The sequence below is a fragment of the Piscibacillus salipiscarius genome, assembly GCF_042685285.1.
GTDB classification, from domain to species: Bacteria; Bacillota; Bacilli; order Bacillales; family Alkalibacillaceae; genus Piscibacillus; species Piscibacillus salipiscarius.
The window spans coordinates 14,478-31,327 of sequence record NZ_JBHUMZ010000043.1 but is presented as its reverse complement, the minus strand read 5'-3'; the positions used below and the strand labels follow the sequence as shown (position 1 = coordinate 31,327).

Below are 16,850 nucleotides of genomic sequence, written 5' to 3'. Positions count from 1 at the left end.
TAACGGGTGCGTTAGTTCAATAAGATAATAAAACCAAACAGAACTTCCAATTTTATGGAAGTTCTGTTTTTTCTATAAATATCAACATTAAACTTTAACAGAGCCTTTTTAAAAAATCAACAAACCTAGGAGTGAACTTAATGTTATTTGATACACATGTGCATTTAAATGCCGATCAATTTATGGAAGATCGTGATGAGGTCATTAAGCGTGCCTTGGATGAAGGTGTCAAGTACATGGTGGTAGTCGGATTTGACCGAAAGACAATCCCGTTAGCCATTGAAATTGCAGAACAATATGATTTTATTTATGCGGCTGTAGGATGGCACCCTGTTGATGCAATTGATATGACTGATGAAGACTTAAATTGGATTGAAGAGTTAAGTGATCATCCCAAAGTCGTAGCGATTGGTGAGATGGGACTTGATTATCATTGGGATAAATCGCCTCATGACGTGCAAAAAGAAGTTTTTCGTAAACAAATCAGGCTTGCTAAAAAGGTAGGTATGCCTATCATTATTCATAATCGCGAGGCAACGGAAGACATCGTTCAGATTTTGAAGGAAGAAAATGCTCAGGAATGTGGCGGGATTATGCATTGCTACAATGATGTGATTGATTACGCAGAAGAATGCTTGAAATTAGGGTTTTATATTTCACTAGGTGGCCCTGTCACATTTAAAAATGCAGCAGATCCTAAAATAGTTGCTGAAGAAGTGCCGTTAGATCGACTTTTAATTGAAACGGATTGTCCTTTTTTAGCACCCCACCCTAATAGAGGAAAGCGTAATGAACCTGCGTATGTGAAATTAGTCGCTGAGAAAATTGCTGAAATTAGGGAAATATCCTTAGAGGATGTCGCTAAGCATACGACAGAAAATGCTAAAAAACTCTTCTCAATTAATTAAAATTGGACATAAAATTTATTAAACACGCGTACGTATAAAAGAGGCTAACTTTGGCCAAGATGCTTTTATATGGGCGCGTGTTTTTAATATTTCGAACATTTCAACCCTTGTAATAAAATCTTAATATTTACTCTAATCGTAGTTGGCGTGGGCTATAAGAGCTAGTTTACTAGTTAAATAGTTTTAGAATGAATTGACTTTGTAAACAATCACCCATATAATCAAATGCGAGTTAAAAGGAGGCGTGATGTATGAGCGTCAAATGGGGTGCTAACCCACACAAGAAGCGCTTTAGCTTCAAAAAGATTATGCTAACGTTATTAACCGTTTTTGTTTTTGTCGCAACAGTGAGTTACATAGCATTCGAGACTGTCACCGCTGAAGTATCAGTTATTCAGGATGGTGAAGAGATTAGTACATTAACAACGGCTAATGAAGTTAGTGGAGTTATGGACGAATTAGGCATAGAGGTATCGAAACACGATGACTTGTCCGTTGATTTAAACGATCAAGTTAAAGACGGAATGGTCATTGAATACACTCAGGCCCAAGAAGTCCAGGTAACAATTGACGATCAAACTAAGACATATTATACAACGACAGAAAACGTCAAACAGTTTTTAGAGGATGAATCTATTAACCTCTCAGAACATGACGAATTATCGGTTGATTTAAATAAAGATATTGAAGATGGTTTAGCTTTTACGATTCAAAAAGCGTTTGAAGTAAAAATCGATGATGGTGGTAAAACAAAAACTACCATGGCTACCAATCAAACGGTAGGCGATTTGCTTAAAGATCTTGATATTAATTTAAATAAACACGACCGCCTAAACGCCGACTTAGACGATCGTGTCGAAAAAAATCGTTCTATAGAAATAGTACGTGTAACAAAAGAAAAAGTTTCAAAGGAAGTAGAAATTCCTTACCAAACTGAAACTAAAAAAGACTCAAGCCTATTACAAGGAAAAAGCAAGCTCCTAACTAAAGGTGAAGAGGGAAAAAAGGTTGAAACTTACGAAATCACCAAAGAAAATGGTAAAGAAGTATCTCGTGAGTTAGTTGACGAAGAAATTGTTAAAGAAAGTGTTAATCAGCTTGTCGCTAAAGGAACGAAAGCACCTGTACAACAGGTGAGCTCAAGTTCGGGTTCAGATTCAAGTTCTAGCTCAAGTGGCTGGATGACCTTTAGATCGACTAAGTATACGGCAGATTGCACAGGTTGTTCAGGTTATACGGCAACAGGTGTTAATGTCAACAACACGATTTACTATAATGGCATGAGAATTATTGCTGTTGACCCAGGAGTTATTCCACTTCATTCCATAGTTGAAGTGCGTACGCCTAGCGGAAGCTTTAGAGCTGTAGCAAAAGATACAGGTGGAGCTATTCATGGTCGTAAGATCGATATTTTAGTTAGCTCTAAATCTGAAGCATACAATTGGGGTAACCGAAGCGTGCAAGTGAAAATTATACGCAGAGGAAATTAATTAATTTTAAAGGATAATCCTGTTATACTAAGGATTATCCTTTTATTTTGGTTATAGAGAGGTTTGAACATGAAAATAAAAGAAGTCATAGTAGTTGAAGGGCGAGATGATACCGTAAAAATTAAATTAGCTGTTGATGCTGATACCATCGAAACAAATGGGTCAGCGATTAATCATCATGTCTATGATCAAATTCGTCTTGCTAAAGAAAAGCGAGGCGTTATTGTGTTTACTGATCCCGATTATCCTGGCGAACGATTACGCAGGTTAATAGATGAACACGTACCGGGTTGTAAGCATGCATTTTTACCAAAGGAAAAAGCGCTTGGTAAACATGGTGTTGGGATTGAGCATGCTCGAGTACAAGATATAAGACAAGCCTTAAGTCAAGTGTATGAACTTGTTGAAGAAGAAAACCAAGATATGGATTGGCAACCGTATTTGGTGAAGTACGGACTAATAGGCGGGCCAAATGCTAAAGATCGCCGCCAAAAACTTGGTGCCAAGCTTAAAATTGGTTATGCTAACGGTAAACAGCTTGCTAAAAGACTTTCTATGTTCCAAATAAACTTAACGACATTTGAAGAAGTGATGCGTCAGATTATTGAGGAGGAAACATCGTGACAAAGCCAATCGCAACGATTACGCGAACAAAAGAAATTATGGAACGTCATGGTTTAGGCTTTAAGAAAAGTCTTGGTCAGAATTTTCTAATTGACCCTAACGTGTTAAAAAAGATTGTTGCAAAAGCTGGAGTTGACGAAAACACCATTGCATTGGAAATCGGACCGGGAATTGGTGCACTTACAGAACATTTAGCTTTTGAAGCTAAACATGTTTATGCATTTGAAATTGACCAACGTTTAATTGACGTCCTTAAAGATACATTAGCTCCTTATGAGCATGTGACTGTTTATCATCAAGATATATTAGAGGCAGATATAAAATCGTTCTTACAGGATAAGGTGAACGCTGACGAGCAGGTAAGAGTGGTAGCCAATTTACCTTATTACATTACAACACCTATTTTGATGAAGCTGTTAAGAGACGAGCTACCGATTCATTCGATGACGGTGATGATGCAAAAGGAAGTTGCTGATCGTATGGCAGCAGGGCCAAACACGAAGGAATACGGCTCATTGTCAATTGCTGTTCAGTACTATACCGAATCGAATGTGGTCATGACAGTTCCTAAAACTTGTTTTATTCCACAGCCGAACGTTGATTCTGCCATATTGCAATTAGTAAAGCGGGAGAAGCCATTAGTTGGAATCGCTGATGAAGCTCTATTTTTTGAGCTAGTACAGGCCAGTTTTGGACAACGAAGAAAAACCATTAAAAATAATTTGCAGCGAGAATTTAAAGATCGGCTTAGCAAAGATCAATTCATAGAATTATTTGAGGAGTCTGGAATTGAACCATCGCGTCGTGGGGAGTCCTTATCCATAGAGGAATTTGCCATCTTGTCAAACGTATGCCACAAGATCATAAGCCAATAGGCACACTTACACCCCTTTATCAATATCGTATAAGAGAAGGTATTTGAGAAGGGGAATTTTTATGAACTGGCAAAAAGGAGATATTGTCACAAGACATTCATATGATCACGATCTTTTGTTTCGTGTGCAAAATATTAATAAGAATCAGGCTATATTATTTGGAGAAGATTTTCGTTTAAAGGCGGATGCCCCGTTATCGGATTTAAAGAAAGTAACCGAAAGTGATCGTTTTTTGCGCCGAAAAGAAATGAAACAAGATGAAGACCTTTCTTATCGAATGTTTCGTCAAGATTATTATTTGCGTTCATTTCGTGATTATGCACAACCAACTCATGAAAAAGAACAATCCATCTCACAATTTAGAATCTGCCCAAAAGTGCTTCATATTGATGGTGATTCATTATTTTTAAAAAAATGTATTCAGCTTTATAAACGTTTAGGGCTACAAGTACATGGAATGTATGTTGAAGAAGCAGAAATGCCGGTAAAAGTTAAAATTTTAATGGAGAAAGTGCAACCGGACATTTTGGTTATTACTGGTCACGATTCTTACTCTAAACAAAAAGGCGATGAAAAAGATATCAGAGCCTACCGTAACAGTAAATACTTTGTTGAAGCGGTAAGAGAAGCACGAAAATTTCAGCCAAGTTTAGACCAATTAGTTATCTTCGCTGGAGCTTGCCAGTCCCATTTCGAGTCGATTATTAGAGCAGGAGCTAATTTTGCAAGTTCACCAACACGAATAAATATTCATGCGTTAGATCCCGTTTATGTGGTTGCAAAAGTAGGCTATACACCATTTATGGAAAAAGTGGATATTTACGATGTTGTCAGTCGCACAATAACACGTGAGAAAGGTATTGGTGGGATTGAGACTAAAGGGTTATTTAGAGTTGGACTCCCATATATGAAAGAATTACCAATTACGAACGAAAAGTCAAAAGATGAATAGTATATCATAGTTGGGTTTTATAGTAACCACACTTCAAACTTTTTGGAAATATCATGTATGAATAAACAATTCTAGGTAAAATTAAAAAAAGACGAAAATTTTGTTGACATATTGACATGCCAGTTGATATAATATTTAACTTTATTTGACTTTTTGGCGGTTAGTGTGGTATGATTACTAATAGTGAGGTGGAGTCTAATGGGAAAAACCTTAGCGGAAATCAAACAAGTATTAGATCACAGAATTGGCGAACGTTTAACGTTAAAAGCTAATGGAGGACGACGTAAAACAATTGAACGCTCAGGCGTTTTAGCAGAAACATATCCTTCCGTATTTATCGTTGAACTAGACCAAGAAGAGCACAATTTTGAAAGAGTGTCTTACAGTTATACGGATGTATTAACTGAGACGGTTGAAATTACCTTCACAGATGAAGTCACCAAGATGGCGTAATAATAACCAATCCCCATCCATTTCCATTATTCTTTCTTAGCAATTACATATACTAAGAGTGTCGTAAATAACGACAAAAGGAGTTGTGATCAACCGATGGGAAGACGACGTGGCATTATGTCAGATCGTTTGAAGGAAGAGATCGCAAAGGAATTAGGTTTTTACGACACGGTGCAAAAAGAAGGATGGGGAGGCATTAAGTCTCGAGACGCCGGAAATATGGTTAAAAGAGCTGTACAAATGGCTCAAGAGCAAATGTCTAAGGATAGGTCGTAATGACCTATCCTTTTTTAAAGGCTAGGAAAATAAAAAATTTTCACTTCAAACCTCAGCTATTTATTTTGATTAGCAATGTCTAGCGCAATGTACCCAACCACTGGGTGACTTCCCAACTAAACCTACGATAAGTCACCATCGGCTCGCGATGCTCGCCGTGTTTCCTTTATCTCAGTTTAGTTGGTCCAGTCACTGTGTGGTTAAACGGGCGCCTTGCGCTTTTCTTACTTATATTATTTATACCCATGGGAAATCTTATGGTACAATCGTAAAGAAAAACGTAGGCAGGTGAAACATGACATGATTTATGAGAAAGCACCGGCAAAAATTAATTTAACTTTAGATGTTTTACATAAACGTGATGACGGCTATCACGAAGTTGAAATGATTATGACAACGATTGATTTAGCCGACCGGTTATCGTTTGAAAAAATCGACTCAAATAAAGTTGAAATAGCTTCAGAGAACAGGTTTGTTCCGAATGATCAGCGAAATTTAGCTTACCAAGCTGCAACTTTATTAAAAGAGCGTTTTAATATTAAGCAAGGTATTCGTATACATTTAGACAAAAATATTCCAGTAGCTGCGGGCCTTGCAGGAGGTAGCAGCGATGCGGCTGCGACTCTTAGAGGTGTAAACCGGCTTTATGATCTTAGGTTAACGAATCAAGAACTTCAGGAAATCGGAGCTGAAATCGGATCAGATGTACCTTTCTGCGTTATGGGTGGTACAGCCTTAGCGAAAGGACGTGGGGAAAGGTTAACGGCACTTCCTTCACCACCTGCCTGTTGGGTTGTGCTTGCAAAACCTAATATAGGTGTATCTACGAAAGATATTTACGAAAAAGTCGACTTTACCAACATAACCCACCCAAAAACACAAGCAGCGGTCAAAGCACTTGAGTCTCAAGACTTTAAAAGTCTTTGTGAGAATTTAGGTAATGTGTTAGAACCTATTACAGCTTCAATGCATCGTGAAGTTGCACAAATTAAAAGCCGTATGGAGAAAACCGGTGGCGATGGAGTGTTAATGAGCGGAAGCGGCCCTACGGTTTATTCTCTTGTAGCTAAGGAAGAAAAGGCAAACAGAATATATAACAGTTTACGAGGGTTCTGTTCAGAGGTTTATGCTGTCCGAATGCTACGCTAATAAATGGATAAATCCGTTCATTAATGGTATAGTCTACAAAGAATATTCGGTTTTGAGGTGAACGATTATGAAACGCAGTGAACGGTTAGTTGCCATGACCCATTATTTTTTGGAGAATCCAAAAACGTTAAGCTCACTGCCATACTTTGTTGAAAAGTATGATGCTGCAAAGTCATCAATTAGTGAAGATATTGATATTATAAATGACATGTTCAAGAAAATGGGTATAGGTGAACTACATACTGTTGCAGGTGCAGCAGGTGGGGTCGAATATATCCCTGATTTATCAAAAGAAGAGGCTGAATCCATTGTAACTCATTTGATTACCCATTTAGAGGATGCTTCAAGGATTTTACCAGGTGGCTATGTTTACATGAGTGATTTGTTAGGCCATCCTAAATACGTTCAAGACATAGGGAAAGTGTTCGCTTCAGCATTTGATCATTCTGAGGTCGATTATATTGTTACAGTTGCAACAAAAGGCATTCCTCTTGCTTATGCAGTCGCTCAAGTAATCGGCGTTCCAGTTGTCATTATTAGACGAGACCCAAAAGTAACAGAAGGGTCAACGGTTAGTATTAATTATGTTTCCGGTTCTTCAAGAAAGATCCAAACAATGGTTTTGGCTAAGCGAAGTATTAAAAAAGATGCTAATGTTCTGATTGTCGATGATTTTATGAAAGCTGGCGGCACAATTCAAGGCATGATTAGCTTAATGGATGAATTTGAAGCTAATGTTAAAGGAATTGGAGTCCTTGCTGAAGCTGAGGATGAAGATGAAGAACGTAAAGTACAAGATTATATTTCCCTTATCAAGATGATGGAAGTTGATGAGCAAAATCAAACCATTAAAGTTGAGAAAGGGAATTACTTTAATAGTTAAGTGGCCCGGACTGAATAATAAAAGAAATGCCCGACACTCCTGCATATTGCGCATGCCATGCAGAGATGAAGGGCATTTCTTTTTTAAAATAATGGCACGTAACCTTTTTAAAATTTGTCTATTTTTTGTCTAAAGACTATTGCATGCCTATTAAATCTCTAGTAGTCTCTTAATTAACATAAAAATTTAATATTTTTTTAAATTTTTTTCAAAATCTTGAAGGATTATTTAAAAGCTTGTGGAAATGATTAATTAAGTCCTTATTTTTTAGATTGATTTTTGCCATTATTCAATCTATTTCTAATCTATTTAAGCTAGTAACTTTTTAAAGGTGGTGAGACATAATGCAAGTAACTGACGTAAGATTGCGCCGTGTGAACACGGATGGTCGTATGCGCGCGATCGCATCGATCACATTAGACGGGGAGTTTGTCGTTCACGATATTCGTGTCATTGACGGGAACAACGGCTTATTTGTAGCTATGCCAAGTAAGCGTACGCCGGACGGTGAATTTAGAGACATCGCTCACCCGATCAATTCTGACACACGTGGTAAAATTCAAGATGCAGTCTTAGAAGAATACCACCGCGTCGGTGAGGAAGTCGAATACGAAGAAGCAGGTGCTTCTTAATATGCTTTAAGAGTCTAACCAAAAGTATTGGTTAGACTCTTTTTTATTTGACCTAATTTCTCAATGTACATTTTCCGTCTTTTCATTATTCAAAAATTGTTAATATGATTTAACCCCAGTTAAGTTGCAAGCACTTATAATTTAAGATATATTCATAGTGGATGAATGTGTTGGAGGGAAATGAATATGTCAAATAGATATGCTGTGGTGCTAGCGGCTGGTAAAGGAACACGAATGAAATCGAAGTTATATAAAGTACTACACCCGGTGTGTGGTAAGCCGATGGTAGAGCATGTGGTTGATCAGTTATCTAAGTTAGAACTTGAAGATATGATTACAATTATTGGACATGGCTCTGATTTAGTTAAAGATCAACTAGGAGATCGAACGAAATATGCTTTACAAGAAGAACAATTAGGAACAGGTCATGCGGTTCAGATGGCCGAATCATATTTAAAAGGTAAACAAGGAACAACGATTGTTGTGTGCGGTGATACACCATTATTAACAGGTGAAACACTTAGTGAGTTAATGAATTATCACGAGGATCAGCAGGCCCAAGTAACTGTTTTAACGTCTATATTAGAAGACCCAACTGGATATGGACGGGTCATCCGTAATGAACATAATGAAGTTGAAAAAATTGTTGAGCATAAAGATGCATCAGAAGATGAATTATCCGTTAATGAAATTAATACGGGCGTTTATTGCTTTGACAACCACTTATTATTTGACGCATTAGATAATGTTTCAAACGATAATTCTCAAGGTGAATATTACTTACCTGATGTATTATCGATTGCGAAAGAACGCGGGTTAAAAGTAGTAGCTTATACGACACCTAACTTTGAAGAAACGATCGGTGTTAATGACCGAGTAGCACTATCAAACGCAGAGAAAATCATGCAGCGCCGAATTAATGAACAACATATGCGAAATGGTGTGTCTATTATTGACGTTTCAAATACTTACATCGGCTCAGATGTTAAAATTGAGTCTGATGTGGTCATTGAGCCTGGTACAAAGCTGTCAGGTCAGACTGTTATTAAAAGTGATGCCGTCATCGGTCCAAACAGTGAAATTAAAGATAGCGTGATTGGTGAACATACGGTTGTTAAACAAAGCGTGGTAACTGAAAGCAAAGTTGGTCAAAACGTAAATATTGGACCGTATGCCCATATTAGACCAGAAAGCAGCATTTCAGATGAAGTTAAGATAGGTAATTTTGTTGAGATTAAAAAATCTGAAATTGATACCAATAGTAAAGTTTCGCATTTGTCTTACATTGGCGATGCTGAGATTGGCAAAGATGCTAATATCGGCTGTGGTACAATCACTGTTAATTATGACGGTAAAAACAAGTTTAAAACCATAATAGAAGACGAAGCCTTTATCGGTTGTAATTCTAATTTAGTTGCACCTGTCACAGTTAAAAAAGGTGCTTATGTCGCTGCTGGGTCAACCATTACAAAGGATGTCCCTGAAAAAGCACTCTCTATTGCAAGGTCTCGTCAGGAAAACAAAGAAGGTTATGTAGAACGTTTGAACAAACGTCAATAAATATATCTTTTTGGAGGTTCTCTAAATTATGTCAAACCATTACAATGACCCTTACTTAAAAGTCTTCAGTCTGAATTCAAATCCAGAATTAGCAAAAGAGATTGCGAATCATGTTGGAGTTGAATTAGGAAAAAGTTCTGTTAAACGCTTCAGTGATGGAGAAGTGCAAATCAATATTGAAGAAAGCATACGTGGTTGTGACGTGTTTGTTGTTCAATCAACAAGTGCTCCAGTTAATGAACATTTAATGGAGTTGTTAATTATGATTGATGCTCTAAAACGCGCATCAGCTAGAACGATTAATATCGTGATGCCTTATTATGGATATGCTCGTCAAGATCGTAAAGCCCGTTCAAGAGAACCGATTACTTCCAAACTAATAGCTGATTTATTAGAAACAGCAGGTGCCGATCGTGTTATTACGCTTGACCTTCACGCAGCGCAAATTCAAGGTTTCTTTAATATTCCGATTGATCACTTAGTAGGCGTTAAAATTTTAAGTGAACATTTTATTGAAAAGAACCTAGAAGATGTCGTCGTTGTATCTCCAGATCACGGTGGAGTAACCAGAGCAAGAATGTTAGCTGATCGACTTAAAGCTCCGATTGCAATAATTGATAAACGTCGTCCACGCCCGAATGTTGCAGAAGTGATGAATATTGTAGGTAATGTTGAAGGTAAAACAGCCATACTAATTGATGATATTATTGATACGGCTGGTACTATTACGTTAGCGGCAAACGCGATGATGGAAAACGGCGCAAAAGAAGTTTACGCATGTTGTACACACCCTGTTTTATCAGGTCCTGCTATTGAGCGTATTGATAATTCTAAAATTAAAGAGTTGGCAGTGACAAATAGTATTCCTTTATCAGAAGAAAAGCAGTCACCAAAAATCACACAGCTTTCGGTAGGAAAGCTTATTGCAGAATCCATCAAACGTGTTCATGAGCATCGTTCAATTAGCTCACTATTTGATTAATGATCACGGCGTAATTTATCTATAATTTTACTTCTACGTTTAAAAAGGTATAATAAAGGGAAGGGAAAATAATAGACTTAAAAATTACGGAGGTTGAAAATCATGGCAGCAACAATACAAGCGCAAGATCGTACAGATCTACGCAGATCACAAACTAAACGATTAAGAAAAGAAGGATACGTTCCAGCGGTAGTTTACGGTAAAGGTAAGGAACCTGTTACGGTAGCCGTTGAGGAAGTTGAATTAATTAAAAACGTTCGCGACGAAGGTCGTAACGCTGTATTTTCTTTAGAAGTTGAAGGCAAAGATCAATTAAATGTGATGCTTTATGAGTATCAGTCAGATGTTATTAAAGACAAACTTGTTCATGCAGATTTCTATCAAGTGGACATGTCTACAGAAGTTGACGTAGAAGTTAACATTAACTTCGAAGGTGAAGCACAAGGTGTTAAAGATGGTGGTGTTAAACAACAAGCGCTACACACCATTAACGTTCGCTCAACTCCTAATAACATTCCAGAAGAGATTTCAATTGATATCTCAGAGTTGAACATTGGTGATAGTATTACCGTTGGTGACTTAAATGCAGGTAAAGGTTATGAGATTTTAGATGATGCAGAGACAACAGTCATTACCATCTTACCGCCACAAGCAGAAGAGGTTCCTGAAGAAGGAGAAGAAGGCGGAGAAGAAGGTGCTGAGCCAGAAGTAATCAACGAGAAAAACGATAACGAAGACGAATAATTAATTGATTAATTTAAACCATAATAAAGATCGAAGTCACACATCTATTCGGCTTCGATCTTTATTTATTTAGTTTAAGATCCATATTATTAGTACATCCTAAATTAAAATTTATTACATAAATTAGCTTAATGAATAGAGGAGTCGCATATTATGAAGTGTATCGTTGGTTTAGGGAATCCAGGTTTTAAATATCGCAAAACTCGGCATAATATAGGATTTATGGTTGTTGATCACATTGCGAAAGAAAACGGTTGGAAGCTAAGTAAAAGTGGTTTTGAGTCTCATTATGCAGAGGAACACTGGCATGGTGAGAAAATCATTTTACTCAAACCACAAACGTACATGAATTTATCTGGGAATGCTGTCAAAAAGGTTGTTGATTATTATGATCTAAAACCTGAAGATCTAGTGGTTGTGTATGACGATTTAGACTTGCCAACTGGACGAATCCGTCTTAGACAAAAAGGTGGTCACGGGGGTCACAATGGAATTAGAAGTATTATTGATCAACTAGGAACAAAAGAATTCAATCGAATTCGTTTTGGAATTGGAAGACCTGAAACAGATTTACCAGTTGTAGATTATGTATTAGGAAAATTTGCAAAGTCAAACCGCACAATTGTTGATGAAGCAATTGAACAGTCAGCGCATGCTTGTGAAGATTGGATGCGTCAACCATTTTTAGAAGTTATGAATACGTATAATGCTAAGTAATGCTGCATAAATCTCCTTATTTTTGGCAAACCTAATTAATAGTTTGCTGAAGGAGGTTTTCGTGTGTCAGTTACAATGAAATGTAGACACTGTAGACAATCAATGGGTGTCATAGAGGATGAAAACCGTGTTTATGAATTATTAGGACAACAGCCTCTTGCCTTAGATATTGTGCAGCTAAATGACGATGGTGAGACTTTTGTTCAACTTGTTTGTGAACATTGTGAAGAAATTTTAACTCAAAATCCAAATCTTTTTGAAAATGATACATTTATTCATTAATAGAATTTACCGCTTTGGTGATAACCAAGGCATTTTTCTGTTTATGACTGATTAGGCATTGTAGGTGCAAGGGGGAGTATTTGTTGCAGAATTTGAAGTCATATTTAACTTCACAAGATGACATTGTTAATTTACTCGAGGGTCTTGATAGCGGAATGAGTGAACAGTTAGTTGCCGGCCTGACTACGTCAACAAGACAGCTACTAGCTGGTGCACTACAGGAAAAAACAAGTCGTCCAATGTTGTATATAACCCATAATCTAACGCAAGCACAAAAGGTATACGAAGAATTAGGGTCGGTCTCTGAGGACCCTGATTCAGTTTTGTTATATCCAGTTAACGAATTACTAGCAGCTGAGACAGAAACAGCCTCCCCTGAGCTAAAGGCTCAACGATTAGAGGTTTGGGAAAAATGGCAAACGAATCAACAAGGAATTTTGGTTGTGCCTGTTGCGGCATTAAAAAGAGTGCTGCCCCCATCTGATGTTAGTGAACGAGCGTCAGTAGATTTCCAAGTAGGTCAGGAGTATCCATTTGAAGAGACGATTGAGAAGTTAGTCAAACTGGGTTTCAAACAGACTGACATGGTAACGGCTCCTGGTGAAATGAGCCGGCGAGGCGGCATAATTGATTTATTTCCTTTAACGGAGATCAATCCATTACGCATTGAATTTTTTGATGATGAAGTTGAATCAATTAGGTATTTTAATGCTGAAGATCAGAGGTCAGACAAAGAGCTTAATCAAGTTCATATCGGACCTGTACATGAGTTTTTATTGACATCTGACCAGATGTTATCAGCTGCTGATCAGTTAAAACAGCTTCTATCTAAATCTCTTAAAAAGATTAAAGAGCCTGACAAGCAAGAAAAGCTTCAAGAATCCATTGGCTATGATATTGAAAGGCTTGAACAGGGTGAACATTTTCCAGGTTTAGTCAAGTACTTATCGTTACTCTATGATGATGTTTATAGTTTAATAGATTATTTAAGCGATGATACCGTGATTGTATTTGATGAGATGAGTCGAATTATTGAGACAGCTGAGCAGTTAGACCAAGAGGAAGCAAATTGGTATACCGATATGTTGGAGACCCAGTCTTTAGTTAGTGGGCTTACGCTAACGTTTGACTGGGCTACTGTCATGCAAAAAATGACTCAGCCAAAAATATATTTTTCTTTATTTTTAAGGCATATCCCAAATACAAAGCCTGAAAATATAATTAATGTATCTAGTCGCCAAATGCAAACATTTCATGGTCAAATGCCAATGCTTAAAAGTGAGATTGATCGATGGACGAACGCCAATTTCTCTGTCGTAATTGTTGCTCAAGATGAAGAGAGAATGGACCGAATTGTAAGTGTGTTAGATGATTATAAGATGACAACCTACAAAGTTGATTCAGACACAGAGCTTCCAGTCAATGAACCAATTGTTATTCAAGGGAGCCTAAGCCAGGGCTTTGAGATGCCAGCTTTTAAGCTTGCCGTTTTAACTGAAGAAGAACTGTTTAAAAAGCAAAAGCCTAAAAAGCGAAAACGTCAAAAAATCTCAAATGCTGAAAGAGTTAAGAGTTATCAGGAACTTAAAGTAGGCGATTACGTCGTCCACATTAATCACGGAATCGGTAAATACTTAGGCATTGAAACGTTAGAAGTGAATGATCTTCATAAAGACTATATGGTCATTAACTATTCAGGAAATGATAAGTTATATGTTCCGGTCGATCAAATTGATCAGGTTCAGAAATATGTTGGTTCAGAAGGTAAAGCACCTAAGCTATATCGTCTAGGAGGAAGCGAGTGGAAGAAAGTTAAGTCTCGCGTTCAATCTTCGGTTGAGGATATCGCGGATGATTTAATCCAGCTTTATGCAGAACGAGAAGCTTCTAAAGGTCATGCATTTTCTAAAGATACTGAAATGCAGCGCGATTTTGAAGCGGCTTTTCCTTATGAAGAAACTGAGGACCAATTGCGCTGTATTGATGAGATTAAGCATGACATGGAACGTGAACGCCCTATGGACCGTTTATTATGCGGTGATGTTGGCTATGGGAAAACGGAAGTGGCCATTCGTGCAGCATTTAAAGCGGTAATGGATAATAAACAGGTAGCTGTGCTTGTACCGACAACTATATTAGCTCAGCAGCATTTCGAAACATTTCAGGAACGTTTTCAAGAGTTTGGTGTTAATGTTGGTTTACTTAGCCGTTTTAGAACGCCTAAACAGCAAAAAGAAACGTTAGATAAATTAAAAAAAGGGTTAATCGACGTAGTTATTGGCACGCACCGAGTCCTATCAAAGGATGTTGTGTTTAAAGATTTAGGATTACTCGTCGTAGATGAAGAGCAGCGTTTTGGGGTTAAACATAAGGAAAAGATTAAACAGTTAAAAGCTAATGTGGATGTGTTAACATTAACAGCTACTCCAATTCCGCGGACACTTCACATGTCTATGGTGGGGGTGCGGGACTTGTCTGTCATAGAAACGCCACCAGAGAATCGTTTTCCAATACAGACTTATGTATTAGAATATAATCCTGCTTTTATTAGAGAAGCTATTGAACGTGAATTAGCAAGAGGCGGCCAAGTGTTTTTCTTATACAACCGGGTCGATCTTATTGAAAAAGTATCGGCAGAGATTGATGCGCTAGTTGAAGACGCTAGAGTTAATTATGCACATGGTCAAATGAGTGAAGGTCAGCTAGAAGGGATTATCTTCGACTTTTTAGAAGGTAATTTTGATGTATTAGTCAGCACTACAATTATCGAAACAGGAATTGATATTCCAAACGTTAACACGTTAATTGTATACGACGGTGACAAAATGGGACTGAGCCAGTTGTACCAATTAAGAGGCCGTGTTGGGCGTTCTAATCGTTTAGCCTATGCCTATTTTACTTATCAACAAAATAAAGTCCTTTCAGAAGTAGCTGAAAAACGATTAGAGGCCATTAAAGAGTTTACTGAACTAGGGTCTGGCTTCAAAATTGCCATGCGTGACTTATCGATTCGAGGAGCAGGAAATTTACTAGGCACAGAGCAACACGGGTTTATTGATTCGGTCGGGTTTGACCTTTATTCTCAAATGCTTAATGATGCTATAAAGGCGAAAAAAGAAGGTAAAACTTATGAAGAAACGAAACCATTTGAGGTTGAGATGTCATTAGCTTTAGATGCTTATATTCCTAGTGAGTATATTACGGATGAAGCTCAAAAGATCGAAATGTATAAGCAGATTCAAGCTGCTGATGATCTTCAAGATATTTATGATACAAAGGATGAATTATTAGACCGTTTTGGTGAATACCCTCAAGAGGTTGAAGATTTATTACAAGTCTCTCGCATTCGGATATTAGCTAAGAAGGAACGTATTCAGAATATTGATGAACGTAAAAATAAAATGGAGTTATTAATGGATGCAGATGAAAGTCAGAAAGTTGACGGTGCGCAGTTGTTTACGCTTGCGAATGAATATGGACGAATGGTTCAGCTTGGTACTGAAGGCAAGCAACTAAAAATAACGTTTCAATTTCAAAGGCAGAACCGCGTAAAACGCTATCAAGTACTCGAAGAATTTTTATCAAAATTAGATGAAACAAAAAAATTACCAATAAATGAATAGATTGTGCTTCTTGTCTCATACTAAAAATTACTAGCAGGTGACGAGCGGGTAGCCATCGTTACCAATGCAAGTACACCATAGAAAGCGGGGATTTCAAGAAATGAAAGCAACAGGAATTGTACGCCGAATAGATGATCTCGGCAGAGTTGTTGTCCCTAAAGAGATAAGAAGAACATTACGCATTCGAGAAGGGGATCCATTAGAAATTTTTGTCGACCGAGAAGGTGAAGTTATTTTAAAGAAATATTCACCGATAAATGAATTAAGTGAATTTGCACAAGAGTATGCACATTCCTTATTCGATTCTCTTGGTCAAAAAATCTTAGTATCAGATCGCGATGAAATTATTGCAATCGCGGGTGCATCCAAGAAAGAGTACTTAAATAAAAACATAGGCAAAGAGATTGAATCGGCGATGGATAAGCGGGAAAACAAAGTTGAGAAAAACGAGTCAACGATTGAAATCGTTGAAGGCAAAGAGGAATCGGTCTCATCTTATCTTATTCAACCAATTGTATCGAATGGTGACCCAGTTGGAAGTGTCATAATGATTATGGACAAAGGTTCATTGACGGACGTCGAAGTTAAAGTCTGTCAAGCAGCCGCAAACTTTTTGGCGAGACAAATGGAATAATTAAGCTGAACAGTAAGGAGGAGACTACCTTACTGTTCTTTATTATGTTAAGAGAAAAGATTGTCA

General features: G+C 37.5%; 17 protein-coding genes. All 17 read left to right on the top strand.

Annotation, left to right across the window (positions count from 1 at the left end; all coding sequences use genetic code 11):
• Positions 1 to 140 precede the first annotated feature (140 nt).
• The 17 genes from ACFSW4_RS12425 to spoVT all read left to right on the top strand — a co-directional run bounded on the left by ACFSW4_RS12425 (position 141) and on the right by spoVT (position 16,784).
• Complete coding sequence (locus ACFSW4_RS12425) at positions 141 to 908, top strand: TatD family hydrolase (RefSeq protein ID WP_377329640.1); 768 nt, start codon at positions 141 to 143, stop codon at positions 906 to 908.
• Between the two features lie 251 nt (positions 909 to 1,159).
• A complete protein-coding gene (locus tag ACFSW4_RS12420; RefSeq protein ID WP_377329638.1) occupies positions 1,160 to 2,398 on the top strand; it encodes a ubiquitin-like domain-containing protein in 1,239 nt (412 codons plus the stop codon).
• A 69-nt stretch (positions 2,399 to 2,467) separates the two neighbouring features.
• Positions 2,468 to 3,022: a ribonuclease M5 gene (rnmV, locus tag ACFSW4_RS12415; RefSeq protein WP_054754936.1), complete on the top strand. Its 555-nt coding sequence runs from the start codon at positions 2,468 to 2,470 to the stop codon at positions 3,020 to 3,022.
• Complete coding sequence (gene rsmA / locus ACFSW4_RS12410; RefSeq protein ID WP_279402007.1) at positions 3,016 to 3,897, top strand: 16S rRNA (adenine(1518)-N(6)/adenine(1519)-N(6))-dimethyltransferase RsmA; 882 nt, start codon at positions 3,016 to 3,018, stop codon at positions 3,895 to 3,897. Before rnmV ends, rsmA begins: the two co-directional genes overlap by 7 nt.
• A 61-nt stretch (positions 3,898 to 3,958) precedes the next feature.
• Complete coding sequence (yabG, locus tag ACFSW4_RS12405) at positions 3,959 to 4,849, top strand: sporulation peptidase YabG (protein WP_377329636.1); 891 nt, start codon at positions 3,959 to 3,961, stop codon at positions 4,847 to 4,849.
• Positions 4,850 to 5,047: 198 nt separating this feature from the next.
• Complete coding sequence (gene veg / locus ACFSW4_RS12400) at positions 5,048 to 5,302, top strand: biofilm formation stimulator Veg (RefSeq protein ID WP_054754934.1); 255 nt, start codon at positions 5,048 to 5,050, stop codon at positions 5,300 to 5,302.
• Positions 5,303 to 5,398: 96 nt separating this feature from the next.
• Positions 5,399 to 5,578 (top strand): small, acid-soluble spore protein, alpha/beta type, encoded by a 180-nt coding sequence (locus ACFSW4_RS12395; RefSeq protein WP_054754933.1) that lies wholly within the window; start codon positions 5,399 to 5,401, stop codon positions 5,576 to 5,578.
• 288 nt (positions 5,579 to 5,866) lie between these two features.
• Positions 5,867 to 6,727, top strand: coding sequence for a 4-(cytidine 5'-diphospho)-2-C-methyl-D-erythritol kinase (gene ispE / locus ACFSW4_RS12390; protein ID WP_377329642.1), 861 nt, complete (start codon positions 5,867 to 5,869; stop codon positions 6,725 to 6,727).
• Between the two features lie 67 nt (positions 6,728 to 6,794).
• Entirely contained in the window at positions 6,795 to 7,610 is an 816-nt protein-coding gene (gene purR, locus ACFSW4_RS12385) for a pur operon repressor (protein WP_054754932.1), read from the top strand.
• Positions 7,611 to 7,954: 344 nt separating this feature from the next.
• Complete coding sequence (gene spoVG, locus ACFSW4_RS12380) at positions 7,955 to 8,242, top strand: septation regulator SpoVG (protein ID WP_054754931.1); 288 nt, start codon at positions 7,955 to 7,957, stop codon at positions 8,240 to 8,242.
• Between the two features lie 186 nt (positions 8,243 to 8,428).
• A complete protein-coding gene (gene glmU / locus ACFSW4_RS12375) occupies positions 8,429 to 9,802 on the top strand; it encodes a bifunctional UDP-N-acetylglucosamine diphosphorylase/glucosamine-1-phosphate N-acetyltransferase GlmU (protein WP_377329633.1) in 1,374 nt (457 codons plus the stop codon).
• 28 nt (positions 9,803 to 9,830) lie between these two features.
• The gene (locus ACFSW4_RS12370) at positions 9,831 to 10,784 is read left to right on the top strand and encodes a ribose-phosphate diphosphokinase (RefSeq protein WP_377329631.1); all 954 of its coding nucleotides are present in this window, start codon (positions 9,831 to 9,833) and stop codon (positions 10,782 to 10,784) included.
• Between the two features lie 102 nt (positions 10,785 to 10,886).
• A complete protein-coding gene (locus ACFSW4_RS12365; protein ID WP_054754930.1) occupies positions 10,887 to 11,528 on the top strand; it encodes a 50S ribosomal protein L25/general stress protein Ctc in 642 nt (213 codons plus the stop codon).
• 153 nt (positions 11,529 to 11,681) lie between these two features.
• Positions 11,682 to 12,245, top strand: a complete 564-nt coding sequence (gene pth / locus ACFSW4_RS12360; protein ID WP_054754929.1) for an aminoacyl-tRNA hydrolase — start codon at positions 11,682 to 11,684, stop codon at positions 12,243 to 12,245.
• A gap of 63 nt (positions 12,246 to 12,308) precedes the next feature.
• Positions 12,309 to 12,527: an anti-sigma-F factor Fin gene (locus tag ACFSW4_RS12355; protein WP_054754928.1), complete on the top strand. Its 219-nt coding sequence runs from the start codon at positions 12,309 to 12,311 to the stop codon at positions 12,525 to 12,527.
• Between the two features lie 83 nt (positions 12,528 to 12,610).
• Positions 12,611 to 16,150, top strand: a complete 3,540-nt coding sequence (gene mfd, locus ACFSW4_RS12350) for a transcription-repair coupling factor (RefSeq protein ID WP_377329628.1) — start codon at positions 12,611 to 12,613, stop codon at positions 16,148 to 16,150.
• 100 nt (positions 16,151 to 16,250) lie between these two features.
• Positions 16,251 to 16,784, top strand: coding sequence for a stage V sporulation protein T (spoVT, locus tag ACFSW4_RS12345; protein WP_377329626.1), 534 nt, complete (start codon positions 16,251 to 16,253; stop codon positions 16,782 to 16,784).
• Positions 16,785 to 16,850 lie beyond the last annotated feature (66 nt).